At 56.9% G+C, this 17,112-nt stretch carries 9 protein-coding genes; 7 read left to right on the top strand and 2 right to left on the bottom strand.

The window, feature by feature from the left end:
* Positions 1 to 244: 244 nt before the first annotated feature.
* The 3 genes from GEI7407_RS21240 (at position 245) to GEI7407_RS00470 (ending at position 3,732) form a co-directional block, all read left to right on the top strand.
* Positions 245 to 385, top strand: coding sequence for a hypothetical protein (locus GEI7407_RS21240; protein WP_190274162.1), 141 nt, complete (start codon positions 245 to 247; stop codon positions 383 to 385).
* A gap of 24 nt (positions 386 to 409) precedes the next feature.
* On the top strand, positions 410 to 1,975 hold the full coding sequence (locus GEI7407_RS00475; protein ID WP_015170165.1) for a pentapeptide repeat-containing protein: 1,566 nt from the start codon (positions 410 to 412) through the stop codon (positions 1,973 to 1,975).
* Positions 1,976 to 2,217: 242 nt separating this feature from the next.
* Positions 2,218 to 3,732 (top strand): helicase C-terminal domain-containing protein, encoded by a 1,515-nt coding sequence (locus tag GEI7407_RS00470; RefSeq protein ID WP_015170164.1) that lies wholly within the window; start codon positions 2,218 to 2,220, stop codon positions 3,730 to 3,732.
* Positions 3,733 to 3,742: 10 nt separating this feature from the next.
* Here GEI7407_RS00470 and GEI7407_RS00465 read toward each other — a convergent pair whose 3' ends face one another.
* Positions 3,743 to 7,321, bottom strand: coding sequence for an AAA-like domain-containing protein (locus GEI7407_RS00465; protein WP_015170163.1), 3,579 nt, complete (start codon positions 7,319 to 7,321; stop codon positions 3,743 to 3,745).
* Positions 7,322 to 7,377: 56 nt separating this feature from the next.
* Positions 7,378 to 8,787, bottom strand: a complete 1,410-nt coding sequence (locus tag GEI7407_RS00460; RefSeq protein ID WP_015170162.1) for an AAA-like domain-containing protein — start codon at positions 8,785 to 8,787, stop codon at positions 7,378 to 7,380.
* 370 nt (positions 8,788 to 9,157) lie between these two features.
* Here GEI7407_RS00460 and GEI7407_RS00455 point away from each other — a divergent pair, with 370 nt between their 5' ends.
* The 4 genes from GEI7407_RS00455 (at position 9,158) to GEI7407_RS00440 (ending at position 16,772) form a co-directional block, all read left to right on the top strand.
* A complete protein-coding gene (locus GEI7407_RS00455) occupies positions 9,158 to 10,345 on the top strand; it encodes an RNA-guided endonuclease TnpB family protein (RefSeq protein ID WP_015170161.1) in 1,188 nt (395 codons plus the stop codon).
* A 73-nt stretch (positions 10,346 to 10,418) separates the two neighbouring features.
* Entirely contained in the window at positions 10,419 to 13,580 is a 3,162-nt protein-coding gene (locus tag GEI7407_RS00450) for a GAF domain-containing protein (protein WP_015170160.1), read from the top strand.
* A 60-nt stretch (positions 13,581 to 13,640) separates the two neighbouring features.
* Entirely contained in the window at positions 13,641 to 15,443 is a 1,803-nt protein-coding gene (locus tag GEI7407_RS00445) for a bifunctional diguanylate cyclase/phosphodiesterase (RefSeq protein ID WP_015170159.1), read from the top strand.
* Between the two features lie 30 nt (positions 15,444 to 15,473).
* On the top strand, positions 15,474 to 16,772 hold the full coding sequence (locus tag GEI7407_RS00440) for a response regulator (RefSeq protein ID WP_015170158.1): 1,299 nt from the start codon (positions 15,474 to 15,476) through the stop codon (positions 16,770 to 16,772).
* Positions 16,773 to 17,112: the final 340 nt, after the last annotated feature.

Below are 17,112 nucleotides of genomic sequence, written 5' to 3'. Positions count from 1 at the left end.
AGTGAAACTGCTCAAAAATGGGCATAACTAAAACCAAGTATGTTTTTTTAGCAAAAGCCTTTTTATTTCGCAGTCGGCGATCGCGCCCGAGCTGCCCTGTCCCCCAGCGGTCTGCTGTCTGAACTTTCTTTGCTCAGCGGTGATCCTTCTCTCGCCCAAGGCTGCCTGGGAAATCCGTGAAAATACGGCTTCCATCGAAGCTGTCAAGCACTCAATTGACGCTGGGTGTGAGAGCGTCGTAGGAATGGCAAGAGCACGATGGGCAACGGCTGGGGGAAAGGCTGGCATCAGCCTGGAAACGGGGCCTTTGGGAAAGCGATCGCGCTCAGCAGTGCGCAAAAAGCTTGCACTGGAGGCGATCGCCGAAGGTGCGGTTGGTGAATAGACTCAGTGCGTTCAGGGCATCCCAATGAACATCACGGAACTCTTGGATCGGTACGCGGCGGGAGAACGAAACTTTACCGCCCTAGAGCTTCGCGAGGCCAATTTGAGCCAGGTCAATCTCAGCGGCGCCGACCTGAGAGACATCAACCTCAGCATTGCCAACCTCAGCGGCGCCAACCTCAATCGGGCCAACCTCCAGCGGGCCAAGCTCAACGTCGCCCGCCTGAGCAGCGCCAACCTCAGCGGCGCCTGCCTCAACGAAGCCGTCCTCAACGTCGCCAACCTGATTCGAGCAGACCTCAGCGAGGCGCAGCTGGTGCGCGCTCAGCTAATTCGGGCCGAGCTCATCCGGGCCAACCTCTCCGAGGCCAACCTGCTAGAAGCCGATCTCACCGAGGCTGACCTGCGCGAAGCCCAGCTGCGCCTCGCCAACCTCAACGGCGCCAACCTCAGCGGCGCCAACGTTCAAGGGGCCTCCCTAGCCGCAGCCCACCTCGAGCAGGCGATGCTCCACGGCGCCAACCTCAACCGGGCCAGCCTGCGGGCTGCCAACCTGCGGGGCGCCGAGCTGCGCCACGCCAACCTGGGCCGTGCCAACCTCAGCGGCGCCAACCTCAGCGGCGCCAACCTGCGCTGGGTGGACCTCAGCGGCGCTGACCTGCGCTGGGCAGACCTCAGCGACGCCAAACTCAGCGGGGCCAATCTCATTGGGGCGAACCTCAGCCACGCCAATCTGCTCAACACCAGCTTTGTTCACGCGGACCTGACCCAAGCCACGCTGATCGATGCGGACTGGATCGGGGCGGATCTGAGCGGCGCTATTCTCACAGGGGCCAAGCTCTACGGGGTGTCCCGCTTTGGCCTGAAGACCGACGGCATGACCTGCGAGTGGGTCGATTTGAGCGATAAGGGCGACAGCAGCCACATTCACCACCTCAATATCGAATCGGCCCGCCAATTTTTTAATGCGGTGCCGCCCACCATCGAGCTGGAGGTAGATGCGGCGCTGGGCTATGCCGAGAACTTCGCGCTATCGGAGGCCTACCAGCGCCTGACCGAGCGCTATCCCCAGCTGGGGCAGCCTCCCAGCGTGGAGGTGTGCCGGCGCCGCACGGTGCTCAAGTTTCGGGCCAAGAGCGATGAGCATTTGCTGCTGCTGGCCTATGCCTTCATCATGCCTTTCAAGGATGGGGGAGCCACCCATCGCAATATCGAGATGATGCTGACGATGATGCAGGAGACGGTGGCCAACCGGCCCAAGGAGCGGGCTCACTTGCAGATGATGGAGTATCTGCTGGGGGAGATGGTGGCCGCCTTTGAGGGGGTGGAGATGCCGGCGCGGGTGTCGGAGCTGGAGTTTTTCCGGGTGCCGACGCGGGTGTCGATTACCAATTCCAGCGATCAGCAGCTGTTGGTGCATCGGCACCCGGATTTTGGCCGTCGCTTGATTTCGCCCCAGGGGGTGGTGGAGGAGGTGCTGGTGACGGCGCGATCGACGCCGATGGGCCAAATGCCTTCTGCTAATACGGTGCGGGAATTTTTGCAGGGGTTCTATTACCAGGAGCACGGGACAAGTACGCATCAGCGCTGAGGCGCAGGGCGATCGCGCTGGAAGGCCAGGAGAGCTCGTCCGGCCTTTCCGGGGGGTTTGGGTTAGGCTAGAGTCACGCTTCGGTGAAAAGTTGGCAGCGAGGCTGCTGCCTGGCTGAAGCGGGTCCCAGATCGTGGGTTGAGCGATCGGGGGCGATCGCAGACCGCGGCGCAGGGAACTTTGCCCTTGTGGGGTCTGTTCTATCAACAAAGTTTTTGCACTCCTTGCCATATTGCCGATCTGTGATTGAGGTAGAAGTTCATCAGCAATTGCGGGCTTTCCTGCGGGAACAGGGAGAGCCGTTTTGGCCCCATCACTTGACGATGGCTCGGCTGGTGGCGCGGGCACTGCGGCTTGGACGGAGTGCGCTGCTACAGGCGGAGCCGCCATCGGGGGGCTACGGTCGCTATCGCCTGAGCTATCTGATGCCGGTGCTGTGCTGGCCGGAGTCGGTGGTCATTGTGGCGCCAGAAGGGGTGCAGCAGCGGCTGCTGATGGTGGAGATCCCGCGGCTGCAGCAGTGGATCTCGAGCCCCAAGACGATCCGGCGGGGCGATCGCTGGCCAGGGGACGATTTTCAGGGACTGCTGCTGATGTCGCCGGAGGCGTGGCTGAGCGATCGCCTCGCCGCGCAGCCGACGATTCCAGACGGGATTCCGACGATTCTCGACGGGGCCGATGACCTAGAATCCTGGGCCCACAGCCATTTGACGGTGCAGGTCCAGCCCTTGGCCTGGAATGATTTGATGCTGGCCTGTCCGGAGCAGACGGAGCTGATTCGCGATACGCGGGTCTTTTTGACGCGATCGCTATTTCAGCACCCGAGCAATCCCTACGGCTGCCACCTGGTCGAGGCCCCCGAGCAGTCGGCGCTGGAGTACCTGCGCACCGGGCTGCCAGCGGTGCCGGGCGGGCTGCCCGAGGTTTGGCAGCGCTTTTGGCAGGCTTTCGCGGCGGCGAATTCGCTGCTGTGGGCAACGGTAGACCGACGCGCGGGGCAGTTTACGATCCAGGCCAGCCCGGTGGAGCTGGCGCCGACCCTGCGGGGGGTCTGGGAGCGCCAGCCGGTGGTGGTGATTGGCGGGGCGCTGGACCTGGAAGCCGAAGCGCCCATCTATCGCCAGCGCCTGGGCCTGGGCGAGCTGACGTGCATCAAGTTTGCGCCCGATCGCCAGACGGAGCTGATCCAGCTGTATTTGCCGGAGTCTGTGCCGATGCCCAACACGCCGGAGTACCAGGGGGCGGTGGTGCGCGAGCTGCGATCGCTCCTGAGCGCTAGCGCCGCGGCGCCCGGTCCGGCGGTGGTCCTGGTGGGCGATGTGCCCCTCAAGGCTCAGCTGGGGTCGCTGCTGGCCGCCGAGTTTGGGTCGCGGGTGCAGGTGGAGCGCACCTGCCTAGACGAAAAAGGAATTTTGGTGACGGGGTGGGAGTTTTGGCGTCAGCACCAGAGCGTCTTGCCAGCGCCGTCGCTGCTGGCGATCGCCGCTTTGCCCTTGCCCTCCCTGGAGCATCCCTTGGTGGCGGGCCGAGTCACCTACTACAAGCAGCAGCGCCAGGACTGGTTTCGGCTGTATCTGCTGCCCGAGGCCCTAGCAGCGCTCCAGCGGGCGATCGCCCCGGTGCGCGAGCGCCAGGGCGTCGTGGCCCTCCTCGACAGCCGCGTCATTCACCGCACCTACGGCCAGCAGGTAATGACCGCCCTCAGTCCCCTGGCGCGGATCAACTACCTCGACCCAACCCTGTTCACCCAGCCCTAGAGGCTTGGTCTCACGGCGTCCTGGGCGATCGCGGCAGATCTCGACACAGCGTGCGATCGCCCGGCTCCACAGTGGGATTGGTCCGCAAAAAATCGCCCACCCAGCCACAGGCATACTGCAACGGATCTAGAGACAAAATCTGATTGAGATCCCACAGCATCAGGGTTTGGTCATCGCCCGCCGACGCCAAGATCGGGGCCGTCGGATGAAACGCCACGCTGCGCACCCCCGACTGATGGCCTTCTAGGGTGGTGATCAGCTGGCCATCGCGCCGCCAAAGCCGGATCGTGGCATCAACGCTGGCCGTGGCAATCATCTGCCCATCGGGGCTAAAGGCAATTCCCCAGATCGCGGCTTGATGGCCCGCTAGCGTCGCGACTAGCTGCCCGTCTCGGGTCCACAGCTTGGCCGTTTTGTCGCCGCTGCCCGTGGCCAACAGCTGACCGTCCGGGCTAAAGACAACCTTCCAAACGGCGGCCTGATGCCCCTCCAGCGTGTGCAGCAGCCGTCCCTCGCGGCTCCAGATTTTCGCGAGGGAATCATTTCCCCCGGAGGCGAGCAGCTCCCCATCGGGGCTAAAGCCCACGTCCCAGACCGATGCTCGGTGGCCGCGCAGCGTTTTTAGGCGGGTGCCATCGGCGCTCCACAGCAGGATGACTCCCTCGACGTCGCTCGAGGCCAGGGACTGTCCATCGGGATGCCACACCACGCTCAAGGCAGTACTGGTGTGTCCGGTCAGGGTCTTGAGCGGGGTGCCGTCTCGGGACCAGAGCCGAATCGTTTTGTCTTCGCTGGAGCTGGCGAACTCCTGGCCATCGGGGCTGATGTCAATACTCGTGAGGGAGCCCGTGTGGCCGCTGATAGCCTTGAGGGGTCGCCCATGGGAGGTCCACAGCTTGATGGTTTTGTCGGTGCCCACCAAGGCAATAGAGGCACCGTCAGGACTGAAGAGCAGCTTGCGCGTGGAGCCCGTCAGGCCATAGAAGCGCTGCTGAAAATCACTTTGGGTTTTCCAGAGAATCACCGTGTTTTCGGCCCCGGCAGAGGCGATCGCCCGGCCATCGGGGCTGAACGCCATCCCCCAAATGGCCGCGTCATGACCCCGCAGCGTGTTGAGCAGCCGTCCATCACGGGTCCACAGCTTGATGGTTTTGTCCCAGCTCGCCGAAGCGAAGCTCTGGCCGTCGGGATGGAAGCGCAGTTCTTTCACCATGGTCTCGTGGGCGGGCAGGGTGCTAAGGAGGGTGCCGTCCTGCTGCCATAGCTTGATGGTTCGATCGTCGCTGCCCGAGACCATCAGCGCTCCGTCGGGGCTAAAGGCCAGAGACTGGACTGGGCCGTCGTGGCCGCGCAGGGTTTGCCGCAGCACGCCATCGCGGGTCCACAGCTTGATCGTGTTGTCCATGCACCCGGCGGCGATCGTCTTGCCATCGGGGCTAAAGGCAACGGCCCGCACTCCCACGTTCGTCTCTCGCAGCGTCTGGATCAGCGGCCCCCTGATGCTGTGCTCCTCGATCAGGTCGTTGCTGCCACCGACAATCAGGCTGCTGCCGTCAGGGCTAAAGTCCAGGCTCCAGATCCCGCCGATTTGGGTAGGGATGGTCCGCACCAGATCCCCGCTGGGGGTCCACAGCTTGATGGTTTTGTCGTCGCCGGTGGAGGCAAACAGATCTCCGCGAGGGCTAAAGCGCACGACTCGGATGACGCTCTGGTGGCCCTGGAGGGTGCGCAGCAGGTGGCCATCGCGCCGCCAAAACTTGAGGCTGCCGTCTACGCTGCCGGACACCAACTGCTGACCATCGGGGCTAAAGGCGACGGTCAGCACTGCGCTGCGGTGACCGCTGAGGCGATTGGCTTCCTGGATGCTCAGCAGGACGCGGCGCAGGCTGGCATCGAGGGTGTCGCGCAGGTCAGGGGCAGAGAAGTCCAGGCGGCGCAGGCGCTGCTGGCCTTTGATGGCCTGGATCAGGGCGTCTAGCCGCTGGTTGGAGGCGAAGAGGGCGTCGGAGGACAGGGCGATCGCCCGCAGTTCGCTCAGAGCAGTGCGCTGATATTGACTGTAGGCCAGCAAGCCAAAGGCGATCGCCATCACCATCGCCCCGCTGAGCACTCCCAACAGCGTGCGCTGACGGTTCAGGCTCTGGCTCTGCTCCAGGCTGCGTTGACGCTCGAGCTCCAGCCGAGCTTCGACCTCTTGGAGCCGTTCCGCCTCTAGGTGCGCCTGCACCTCCTGGCGATCGCACTCCTGACTGGCCGCCATAAACCGGTAGTCCAGATCGCTCAGGCTCCTGCCCTCTGCCCAGGCCAGCACTTCTTGCAGCGCCTGACCCCGCAGCAGGCGAGAGCTGTCTGCGAACCCCGACTGAGCCCACAGCCGGAGGTTGGGCGCGTAGGGCCGCAGGGCGTCCAGCTGTTTGGCCACCCACCCAGGATTGAAAACCGCCTGATAAATTGGATTTTTGATGCTCAGGCCGCTGCCGCGCCGCTCCACCAGCCCCGAGAGCAGCAGCGCCGTCTGCTCCGCAGAGTTATCAAACGGCACGCTCTCAGTGGCCACCGGAGGCTTGAGAAATTTTGTGGTCAGCTCCTCTGGCTCCAGCGGCCCCGAGACTCCCAGCAGGCGCTGATAGAGGCCCAGCAGTCGGCCCGTTTTGGCCTCGTCGTACAGCAGGCGATCGCGAATCGTTTTGAGGTGCTCGGGCTCATCTTGAGCCTCCCAGTTCTGGAGGATACGCGCGTACACCACCCAATCCACCAGCGCCTTACCCGCCAAAGGCGGCGTCTCAGGACCTGCCGCGCCCTCTTGGCCAAGCTGGCGCGCGATCAGATCGCAGAGCTTTTGGGTCAAGAATGGCTGTCCCCCGGTCCAGGTCAGCACCCGGTGCAAGATTTCCGCTGGCGACGCGCTGATCTGGCCCAAGCCGGTCAGCAAGGGCGTGGCCTCAGCGAACTGAAAGCCGTCGAGCTCAATGGCGCGGCCAATATTGAACGGTGTGCGGGTCGGATCGGCAATCAGGTCGCGGGGCGTCGCCACCCCAAACAGCGCAAAGGAAAGCCGCCGGTACGCTTCCTGCTCGGCCCGGCGATTGTAGCAGGCGCGGATCAGGGCAAAGAAATCATCCACCGAAAACGGCAGGCTCAGAACGCTGTCGATTTCATCGATGAAAATCACGACGGGCTCCCCAATCTGGCAGAGCAGCACCGACTCCAGAAACTCCCCCAGGCGGCTGATCAGCGAGAGATGGGCGCGATCGCGCCACCACTGGGCCAGAGGCAGCGTCAGGCGAAATTCCTTCACCAAAAAGCCAATCACCGACGCGTACCACTGCTCCGCCGTGATCTCGTGGGTGCCGATCGCCGTCATGTCCAGCACCCCACACCGCACCCCCCGCGCCTGCAATCGGTGCAGCGTTTGCACCCGCAGACTCGACTTGCCCATCTGCCGCGCGTTGAACACGTAGCAGAACTCTCCGTTGAGCAAGCCGGTCAGCAGATCCTCATCGGCTTGGCGGCGCACATAGCTGGCCGAATAGAGCGGCAGACTGCCCCCGACCTGATAGGCGTAGTTGGGATTTTGGGAAGCCAGCATGGGCGCAAAGGGATGCTACGACAAAATCAACAAACGGCCTCACCCACCGGGGCAGATCACTCCGCGCCCAAGTCCAGAACATGGGCAAAATACATCTGGTAGAGCTTGCAGGCGGCCACTGCGGCAGACCCCTGGAAGCGAACCAACCCCATGCCCTGGAGCTTGACCGCGTCAGTGGGATAAATTTCGGCTCCCTCAGGGGACTGAACGACTCGCTGCATCGCGGTTTTGAGGCCCGGCTGCTCTTCCAAGAAGCCCAGCAGACGCCGCAGGTGACCGTTAAAAATACCCTGGGGGGCGATCGCGGTCTTCGGTAAATCGGCCAAAGAGACCGTTTGGCGGCTGAGGTGAAACAGCGCTAGCTGCGTCAGATAGGGGTTGCCCCCCAAAAGCGCCATCAGCGCCTGGGTGTACTCTTCGCTGGGGGTCAGGCCGTAGCGGTTGGCAAGCTCTTGAATTTGCGCCTCGCTAAATCCAGAGAGCTCAATCAGCAAGCCCACGTTGAAGGGAGACTGGTTGAGCTTGATCGGCAAGTAGGCCTCGGTGGAGTGCACAATCACCAGGCGCAGCTGCTGCCACAGCTCGCTCCCTGCCGTGCCGTAGCGCGATCGCTCATACCACGATCGCAGCATGCCAAAAAAATCTGCGGCGATCGCCTCATGATCAAAGACTCGATCCACCTCATCGATCACTAGCAGCAGCGGTCGCCCATCCGCTGGCAAAATATAGCTCTCGAAATAGTCATTGCAGCTATAGCTGCTGCCAAACAGATCGCTCCAGTAGTCCTGAAGCCGATTGGGCATCTCCAGATAACGTGTCACCATGGCACACAGCCAGCGCAGAAATTGATCTAAGCTACTAAAGACCCCCTGGTCCGCCATCTCCAGACTGATCATGGCCGTCCGAAACCCGGACTCCTGACTTTGGCTGACGATTCGCGCTGCCAACGACGTCTTGCCAAACTGGCGAGGCGCCTTGATCCGAATCAGCGCCCCCAGCTGAAACACCTCTCGCACGCACAGTCGCTCTGCTGGGGCACGATAGACGTAGAACGGCGAATCCACGGCGAGCTGTCCCTTCAGCGGAGCCTCTTGCAAACTGCTGAGCGCTACGCTAGAGACTTCTACATCTGACAAATCCTGACTAATGTAGTCGTCAGCCCCTAGTGCAAGCTCAAACGCCTCGAAATAAGCCTCAAGGGTCGGCTGATCCACCGGCTTTTGACGATGACGAACCTTGGTCAGCGTTTTGGTACTCAAGCCTGTGCGCAGACTCAGCTGCTCCAAGGTGTAGGGACGCCCTGCATTTTCTCGGATAGACGACAAATGCTCGGCTGCTTGCAGACGCTGCCATCCCTGGGCGCTCAGTACTGTTCCTCGTCTGCGAAACCGAACAGATTTAGGCTGATCAATCACGTCCTCACACAAACCCCGCTGGACCAGAAAGCCGGATGCGGCAGCCCCCATCCTCTGGAAATAGTACCGTTTCCCTTTTTTTAGTGGCTAAGTTTCGCCGCGAAACCCTTAAGTTACAAGGTTAACGTTCGATCCTATCTGGTAATTAAAAGTTACCGAGGTTAACAATGGAGTTAATTTCTTTCTTTTAGGGGATGCTAGAAAGCCTTTGCTTTATTGAATCATCCCGAAGCCTTGCCCTATCTAGCGATCGCCGCGATAAACTTTCTTTCTGACTGGGGATTGCGATCGTTCAACTGAGTCGCGAGAGTCCCCATCCCTCTTCAGGGTAGGGAGGAAGAGCGGGGTGTATTGGGAGCTCAATGCCCCCCAATACACCCCAATAGGCTATGGCTAGAACAAAAAACTTCACGCTTTAAAAATGCCTCAAGTCCTCACGGTGTCTTGCAAACTGGAAGTATTGCCGCAACAGGTTGAAAAGCTTGATGCGGTCCTTTCTGCCTTTGCAAAATGCTGTGAGTTCGTGAATGCTCAGACTCCCGAGAAACTGATCAATCAGATCGCCGTTCAGTCCCTGATTTACAAAGAGGCTAGAGCGCATTCAGGTCTGTCTGCTCAGATGACCATCCACGCCATCCGGCGGGTTTGTGCCAATCGAAAGACAGCCAAGCAAAAAGGAAGACCCGTCAAAGGATTTGCTCCCACCTCAGCCACCTATGACGCCCGAACATTCACCTTCAAAGAATCCGGCTGGATAGTCAGCCTGACGATGCTGAAGGGGCGAGAAAAGTTCAGACTGCATATCGGCAACTACCAAAAGCATCTCTTGCAGGGCCAGAATCCCAAATCAGCCACCCTGGTCAAACGAAAAGATGGCAGCTTCTATCTGCAAATCCAGCTAGAGTCTGAGCCCCCTGAGATTTCAGAGACAGACGAAGTATTAGGCGTAGATCTGGGACGAACAGACATCGCCTGCACCTCTGAAGGTTCAAAGTTTAGCGGCAAGGAGGTCACAAAAGTCAGAGACCAGTACAGTCGTGTGCGGGCTTCGCTGCAACGCAAAGCGTCCAAAGGCACAAGGTCTACTCGCAGACGAGCGAGACAGGTCTTGCAACGGTTGAGTGGACGAGAGCGAAGATTCCAAGCATGGCTCAACCACACCATCAGCTATCGGCTGATCCAGCAAGCAAAAAGCAACCATCAAGCCATTGCCCTAGAGGATTTGACCGGCATTAGAGAGCGCACCAATCAGATGCCCCGCTCCAAGACAGAGCGCAGACGCAGCAACAGTTGGGCGTTTTATCAGCTACGCCAATTTCTGACCTATAAGGGCGTGAAGTTTGGCGTCAGCATCCGGTTTGTAGATCCTCGCTACACGTCTAAGACGTGCCATTGCTGCAAGGTGATTGGCAGCCGACAGGGCAAAAAGTTTGAGTGTTTGAACCAAAATTGCGGCTGGATTGGAGATGCGGATGTGAATGGGGCAAAAAATATTGCCACTTTGGGGCGCATCGTAAACGCGCCTAGAGGCTCCGAGATGATGTCTTGTTCTTTGCAGGATGTCGTTTTGAGGGCTACTGAAAGCCCCGCCCCTCTTAGGGCGGGGTAGTTTACAAACCTAAATCAATAAGAAGAACCAACACGACTCCTGAGGTTGATAAACGGTTTTTTCGAAGGCACTCATGCTGGAATTTTCTGCGCCCTTCTATCTACTGACTAATCAGTTCATTCCCCATGGCCATTGCTACCTATGGCAAACGCCCTTGGTAAGCCTCCATGTGGTGAGCGATGCCCTGATTGCGATCGCCTATTTCTCCATTCCAGCCATGCTGGTGTACTTCGTCCGCAAGCGCCAGGATGTTCCCTTCTCCAAAGTTTTTCTGCTCTTTGGCAGCTTCATTGTCCTGTGCGGCACCGGGCATCTCCTCGACATTTGGACCCTGTGGCACCCCAACTACTGGGTCAGCGGGATCGAGCAGGCTCTCACAGCCATCGTGTCTTGCTTCACAGCCTTTGCGCTCCTAGAGCTGGTGCCCCAGTTCCTCGCCCTGCAGTCTCCCGAGCAGCTCCAGACCATCAACCGGGAACTCGAAACCCAGATTGCTGAGCGCCAGCGAGCCGAAGAGAGCCTGCGGGCCATCGTGGCTGGGACCGCGTCAGTGACCGGGGGAGAATTTTTTTCGGCCCTCGCTGCCAACTTGGCCTCGGCCTTGGGGGTCAGCTACGTTATGGTGACGGAGCTGATCCATGGCGATACCCAAACCATGCGCAGTCTGTCTCTGTGGGCCAAAAATCAGCTGGTCGAAAACTTTGAGTATCCCGTCGCCGGGTCCCCGTGCGAAGTCGTCCTCACGACGAAGCAGTTTTACTACGTGCCAGACCACCTGTGTGAAATATTCCCGGACCTGGAAGTTTTGCAGCAGGTAAGCGCAACCAGCTATATCGGCGTGCCGCTGACGGATTCTGACCAAACCGTCCTAGGCAACTTGTGCATTTTTGATAGCAAGCCCCTGCCCATCGACGAAAACACCAAAGCCATCATTCAGGTCTTTGCGGCTCGGGCGACGGCAGAGCTCCAGCGCCAGTGGGCCGAGGAAGATCGCCGACGCGCTTATGAAAAGCTGGAAGTGCGCGTGCAGGAGCGCACCGCCGAGCTGACGACGGCCAATGCGGCGCTAGAAGCTGAAGTGCGGGAGCGCATTGCGGCGGAGGCGGCCCTGCGGCTGATGGCGCATCAGGAAATGGCGATCGCCCGAGTGGTGCAGCAAATGCGCCAAAGCCTCCAGCTGGATCTGATTTTTGGGGCGACCACCGCCGAGCTGCAGCAGGCCATGGACTGCGATCGCGTCTTGATTTATCGCTTCAATCCCGACTGGAGCGGCATCGTCGTTGCCGAATCCGTCGACGCACCCTGGTCTCGCCTGGAGACCTCCACCTTTGCCGAGCGCGTATACCGCACCACCGAACAGGACAACTGCGCCGCCAACCGCTTCGACAGCAGCGGCCTGCTGATCCAAGACGTTTATCTCCAGGACAACCAAGGCGGCTTTTATCAGCAAAAATCCAGCTACTGCTGCATCAACGACATCTATGACGCAGGCTTTGCCCCCTGCTACATCAACCTGCTCGAATCCATCCAGGCCCGGGCCTACATCATCGCCCCCATTTTTTGCGGCAGCAGTCTTTGGGGACTGCTGGCCATCTACCAAAACACCGGTCCTCGCCACTGGCAGCCCCCCGAGATTCGCATTGTGACCCAGGTTGGCAACCAGCTCGGGGTGGCAGTGCAGCAGGCTGAGCTGTTTGCGCAGACCGAGCAGCAGGCCGCCGCTCTCCAGCAGGCCAAGGAAGCCGCCGACGCCGCCAGCCGCGCAAAGAGCGAGTTTCTGGCCAATATGAGCCACGAGCTGCGCACGCCCCTGAACGCTATTTTGGGGTTTACCCAGCTCATGCTGGGCGACAAAACCCTTAGTCAAGGCCAGCAACAATACTTAGAGATCGTCAATCAAAGCGGTGAGCATCTTTTGTCTTTGATTAATGACGTTTTAGAAATGTCAAAAATCGAGGCGGGACGCACCACGCTCCACGAAGAGGCTTTTAACTTATATCAGCTTCTCAGAAATGTCGAGGCCATGTTTCAGCTCAAGGCAAAGTCAAAGGGCCTGAGACTCATTTTTGACGTTTCTCCTCAGCTTCCCCAATATATTTTTGGTGATGAAAAGAAGCTGCGCCAAGTTTTAATTAATATCTTGGGAAATGCCATTAAGTTTACCAATCTTGGCTTCGTTAAGCTCTCAGCCCATTTATTCGCCGAGCTGGTCAATCAAGAGACAAATGCGAGGAAATATGTCCTCAGTTTTGCCGTTGAGGACACGGGACCTGGCATTGAGTCCGAGGGATTACGGGCACTTTTTGAAGCTTTCAAGCAAACTCAAACGGGCCTAGACATCAACGAGGGAACGGGGCTTGGTCTTCGCATTAGCAAGAGTTTTGTCAACTTGATGGGTGGCGAAATTTCGGTCAAGAGCGAAGTTGGCCGGGGCAGCGAGTTCAAGTTTGAAATTCAAGCCGGTCCTGTCCAAACAGACGTCAAAGATTTGCTGAAGTCAGAAGCTCAGACGATGGCAATGACGATCGAGGCGGGTCAGCCCAGCTATCGAATTTTGATTACCGATGATCATCCGCTGGTGCGTTTGCTGCTCAAAAAAATCTTGACGTCCGCTGGCATGGAGACCCAGGAAGCGGTCAATGGCCAGGAAGCTGTCGAGATTTGCCGGACCTGGCAGCCTCATCTCATCTTCATGGATATGCACATGCCGGTGATGGATGGCTACACCGCAACGAAGATGCTGAAAACAAGGCCCCCAACGGCGATCGCCTCCAGCGCCAGCGGAATTTCCCAGGCTGCGATCGCCCCTGAACATCTCGAGCGATCGCCCATCATTATTGCCTTGACCGCCAGCGCCTTCGAAGAGCAGCGCCAGGACATTCTGGCCGTCGGCTGTGACGATCTCGTCCGGAAACCCTTCCGCAAAGAAGAAATTTTCAGCAAACTTGCCGAGTATTTGGGCGTTTCTTTTATTCAGGAAAGACCCGCTGTCTCGCCCCTCTTAAATAGCAGTCAAAAAACCAGTGACAACCAAATTTCAACGCGGGCCGATCTGGCATTCATGTCGGAAGAATGGATCACAAATCTGCGAGAAGCGGCCATTCAGGGCAATGATTTAAGAAGTCTTAAACTGATTGATCAGATTCCACAAAGCCACGCGTCAATCATTAAGAGCCTGGTAATCTTGGTTGAGAACTATCAATTCGATCGAATCATTAGCATTCTAGATTCATAGAATTCATCAATCATCAATCTTGGCTTTGTTTAATCAATCGCCTTTCTCCAGGAAAATGGTATGGAAAAACACATCAGTATTCTGATTGTTGATGATGTGCCTGACAATTTGCGCCTTCTTTCCAGCATGTTGGAGAGCCGAGGTTACAGCACGCGCAAGGCGATTAGCAGTTCGATGGCCCTGTTATCCATTGAAGCTTCCCCACCCGATCTCGTGCTGCTGGATATTCAGCTACCCGGCATGAGCGGCTATGAAGTTTGCCGCTACCTAAAGCAAGATCCCCGCTTCGCCGAAATTCCGGTGATTTTTTTGAGCGCGCTGAATGACATCGGCGACAAAGTTGAAGGGTTCGAGGCGGGCGGAGCAGATTTTATTACCAAGCCTTTTCACATTGAAGAGGTGCTCCGGCGAGTGCAGCATCAGCTTTCGCTGCGGCGAGCGCAGCTCGAAATCCATCAGCTCAATTCTCAGCTCGAGGCGCGGGTTCGAGAGCGGACCCAGCAGTTAGAGCTCGCCAATTCTCGTTTGCTGGAAATGGCGTTTCAAGACTCTCTAACCAGATTGCCTAACCGAGCTTTGTTGATGGAGCAGCTTCAGGCTTGTTTGGATTATGCCCAGCGATCGCCCGACCATCAATTTGCCATTTTGTATTTAGATTGCGATCGCTTCAAAGTCATCAATGACTCTCTCGGCCATCCTGCCGGAGATGAGCTCCTCGTCGCCATCACCCAGCGCATCAAAGCTTTGTTGCGCCAAGACGACTTTCTAGCGCGCCTAGGGGGTGATGAATTTGTCATTCTCCTGCGCGACAGCAGCGATCGCAGCGCGGCAATCCTCGTCGCCGAGCGTATTCTTGATGCCTTCACAGCCTCCTTTCCGCTGCGGGAGCGCGATGTGTTTATCTCCTTCAGCATCGGCATCACCTTCGGTCACGCCTGCTATCAACAGCCCGAAGACCTCCTGCGAGACGCCGATACGGCGATGTACCACGCCAAATCCTCGGGCAAATCGCAGTACCAGATCTTCACTCCCGCCATGCATGAAACAGCCTTGAAACGATTGCAAATTGAAACCGATTTACGCAAGGCCGTTAAAAATCAAGAATTTGAAATTTACTATCAACCGATTATTAATCTGCAAAACGGCACCATTGCCGGGGCCGAAGCTTTACTGCGCTGGATTCATCCCACCCACGGCATGATTTCGCCCGCCCAGTTTATTCCCATTGCAGAAGAGACCGGCCTCATTTTGCAATTAGGAAACTGGGTTCTGTGGCAGTCTTGTCATCAACTCAACTTTTGGCAAACCCAACAGCTCGTTTCCTCCGACTTTTTCGTCAGCATTAATTTGGCCGCCGCCCAATTTGCTGAGCCCAATTTTGTTCAGCAAATTGACGCCGTTATTGCCGAAACTCAAATCGCGCCGGAGTGCCTCAAACTCGAGATCACAGAAAGCACGATTTTGGAAAATACAGAGGCTTCAGAGCGCGTGTTCCAAAACCTGCGCGATCGCCAAATTGAAATCAGCATCGATGACTTTGGGACCGGCTACTCCTCCCTTTGCTACCTCAGTCTCTTCCCCATCAACACCCTCAAAATCGATCAGTCTTTCTTAAGAACCGTCGAAGACAACGCCCGAAAGCGGCGCCTACTCACCGCCATCGTCAACATTGGCGACACGATGGACATGACCCTGGTTGCTGAAGGCATCGAAACCCCTCAGCAGCTCTCCTTAGTGCGAAGCCTCGGCTGTCAGCTAGGTCAAGGATATCTATTCTCAGCACCTATCAATGTTCAGAATATGAATCATTTCTTGACTAACCAAACTCGAGTTATCAAAAGCCATCTAGAATCCAGCGTTTAATCTATTTGAAATATCTGGGAAGCTATCGTAATGCTGACTGCCGTGAAGCCTGAAGAGTTTAAAGCAGATATCCTAATCGTTGATGACGTCCCAGAAAATATTCGCTTCTTATCAAGCTTTTTGGGTCAGCAGGGCTATCAAGTGCGGAAAGCAATTAATGGAAAATCCGCTTTTGTTGCCATCGAATCTCTGCCGCCAGAGCTGATTTTACTTGACGTCAATATGTCGGAAATGGATGGCTACGAAGTCTGCAAAGCTCTCAAAAGCAGCCCTCGAACCGCAGAAATTCCCGTTATCTTTCTGAGCGCTGGCAATGACCTCAATGACAAGGTCAAAGCCTTCGAAGCAGGAGGGGTCGACTACATCACCAAACCCTTTCAGCTCGAAGAAGTGCTGGTCAGAATCGAGACCCAGCTCCGCATTCAGTCACTCCAGCAAAAGCTTCAAGAGCAAAACCTCCAGCTCCAGTCGGCGCTTACTGATTTGCAGAAAGCCCAAGCAAAGCTGGTGCAGCGCGAAAAAATGAGTAGCGTTGCCCGCATTGTGGGCGAGATATCCCACGAAATCAATAATCCTTTAAGCTTTATTTTGTGCAACTCCAAGCCAGCTTGCGACTACGCAGCTAAGCTTATTGCGCTACTCAAGCTATATGATGAAGAATTCTTAGGGCAGTCAGAAAAAATTGAATCCTTCAAAACTGAGTTTGATCTCGATTTCATCATTGAAGATTTTGAAGGGCTAATTGATTCCATTAAGTCTGGCGCCCAGAGAATTAATTCAGTTGTGAAAGCTTTGCGAGTTTTCTACAACATTGATGCGCTGACCCTAGAAAAGGGCAATATTCAAGACTGTATCGATGATGCCATCAAGCTAGTTCAGGGGCGCATAGATTCTGAAGGCCAGGGCCAGCCAAGAATCGAAGTGCTGCGAAAGTATGCGCCTATTCCCTTGATTGAGTGTCATATCAATCAGCTTAGAAAGGCTTTTTTTAATCTCTTGGAGAATGCGATCGAATCTTTGGAAAGCCGCCTCAAAGCTGAGTCAGGTTCTTTTCAGCCTCGCATCGAGATCGAAACGGCTATCGATGAGCAGCAGTCTCTGCTGCACATTAGCATTCGTGATAATGGCTGCGGCATTTCCAAAGAGGATCAGTCTTGTTTATTTGAGCCCTTTTTCTCAACAAAGACCGGCGTCTGTGGCGTTGGTATGGGCTTATTTATAAGCTATCAAGTGATTGTGGAGATGCATAAAGGAAGCTTGACTTACCAATCTGACCCCGATGTGGGTTCAGATTTTGTGATTTCTCTGCCTCTGATGCCTGCCGTATGAGCTTGGGCTGGCTTTATGTTTTTCTGGGTAGCACCGCTGGCTCTGATAGGCAGAATTAACTGTGAAAGTGTTTAAGACACTTGCTCGAAACTTCACCACAAATCTTGTTCGTTTATGCTGCGGAGGATTGCTGTGACTGTAGTTTTGTCACGGAACAAACCAGGTTGGATTTTCCAGCGCTATGGTCAAGCTGAACACACTATTTTGTGGGAGAGGTCAGTGCCTTTGCGGTAGGACAGCTTTCGGTAGACTAGAGGCAAACGGGTTCACTCGTTGTTTTGCTCATGTCTATTGAGTGAAAAGCGCTTGCCCTCGGGCGGGCAAATCCACACAAAACTTC

This window comes from Geitlerinema sp. PCC 7407 (genome assembly GCF_000317045.1).
In the GTDB taxonomy this organism is placed as follows: Bacteria; Cyanobacteriota; Cyanobacteriia; order PCC-7407; family PCC-7407; genus PCC-7407.
The sequence above is the reverse complement of the archived record's forward strand: the minus strand, read 5'-3'. Positions and strand labels throughout refer to the sequence as shown.

Bases quoted from the DNA above. Each gene is read 5' to 3' on its own strand.
- GEI7407_RS21240 (WP_190274162.1), top strand. From the start codon at position 245: ATGGCAAGAGCACGATGGGCAACGGCTGGGGGAAAGGCTGGCATCAGC.
- GEI7407_RS00475 (WP_015170165.1), top strand. From the start codon at position 410: ATGAACATCACGGAACTCTTGGATCGGTACGCGGCGGGAGAACGAAAC.
- GEI7407_RS00465 (WP_015170163.1), bottom strand. From the start codon at position 7,321: ATGCTGGCTTCCCAAAATCCCAACTACGCCTATCAGGTCGGGGGCAGT.
- GEI7407_RS00460 (WP_015170162.1), bottom strand. From the start codon at position 8,787: ATGGGGGCTGCCGCATCCGGCTTTCTGGTCCAGCGGGGTTTGTGTGAG.
- GEI7407_RS00455 (WP_015170161.1), top strand. From the start codon at position 9,158: ATGCCTCAAGTCCTCACGGTGTCTTGCAAACTGGAAGTATTGCCGCAA.
- GEI7407_RS00450 (WP_015170160.1), top strand. From the start codon at position 10,419: ATGCTGGAATTTTCTGCGCCCTTCTATCTACTGACTAATCAGTTCATT.
- GEI7407_RS00445 (WP_015170159.1), top strand. From the start codon at position 13,641: ATGGAAAAACACATCAGTATTCTGATTGTTGATGATGTGCCTGACAAT.
- GEI7407_RS00440 (WP_015170158.1), top strand. From the start codon at position 15,474: ATGCTGACTGCCGTGAAGCCTGAAGAGTTTAAAGCAGATATCCTAATC.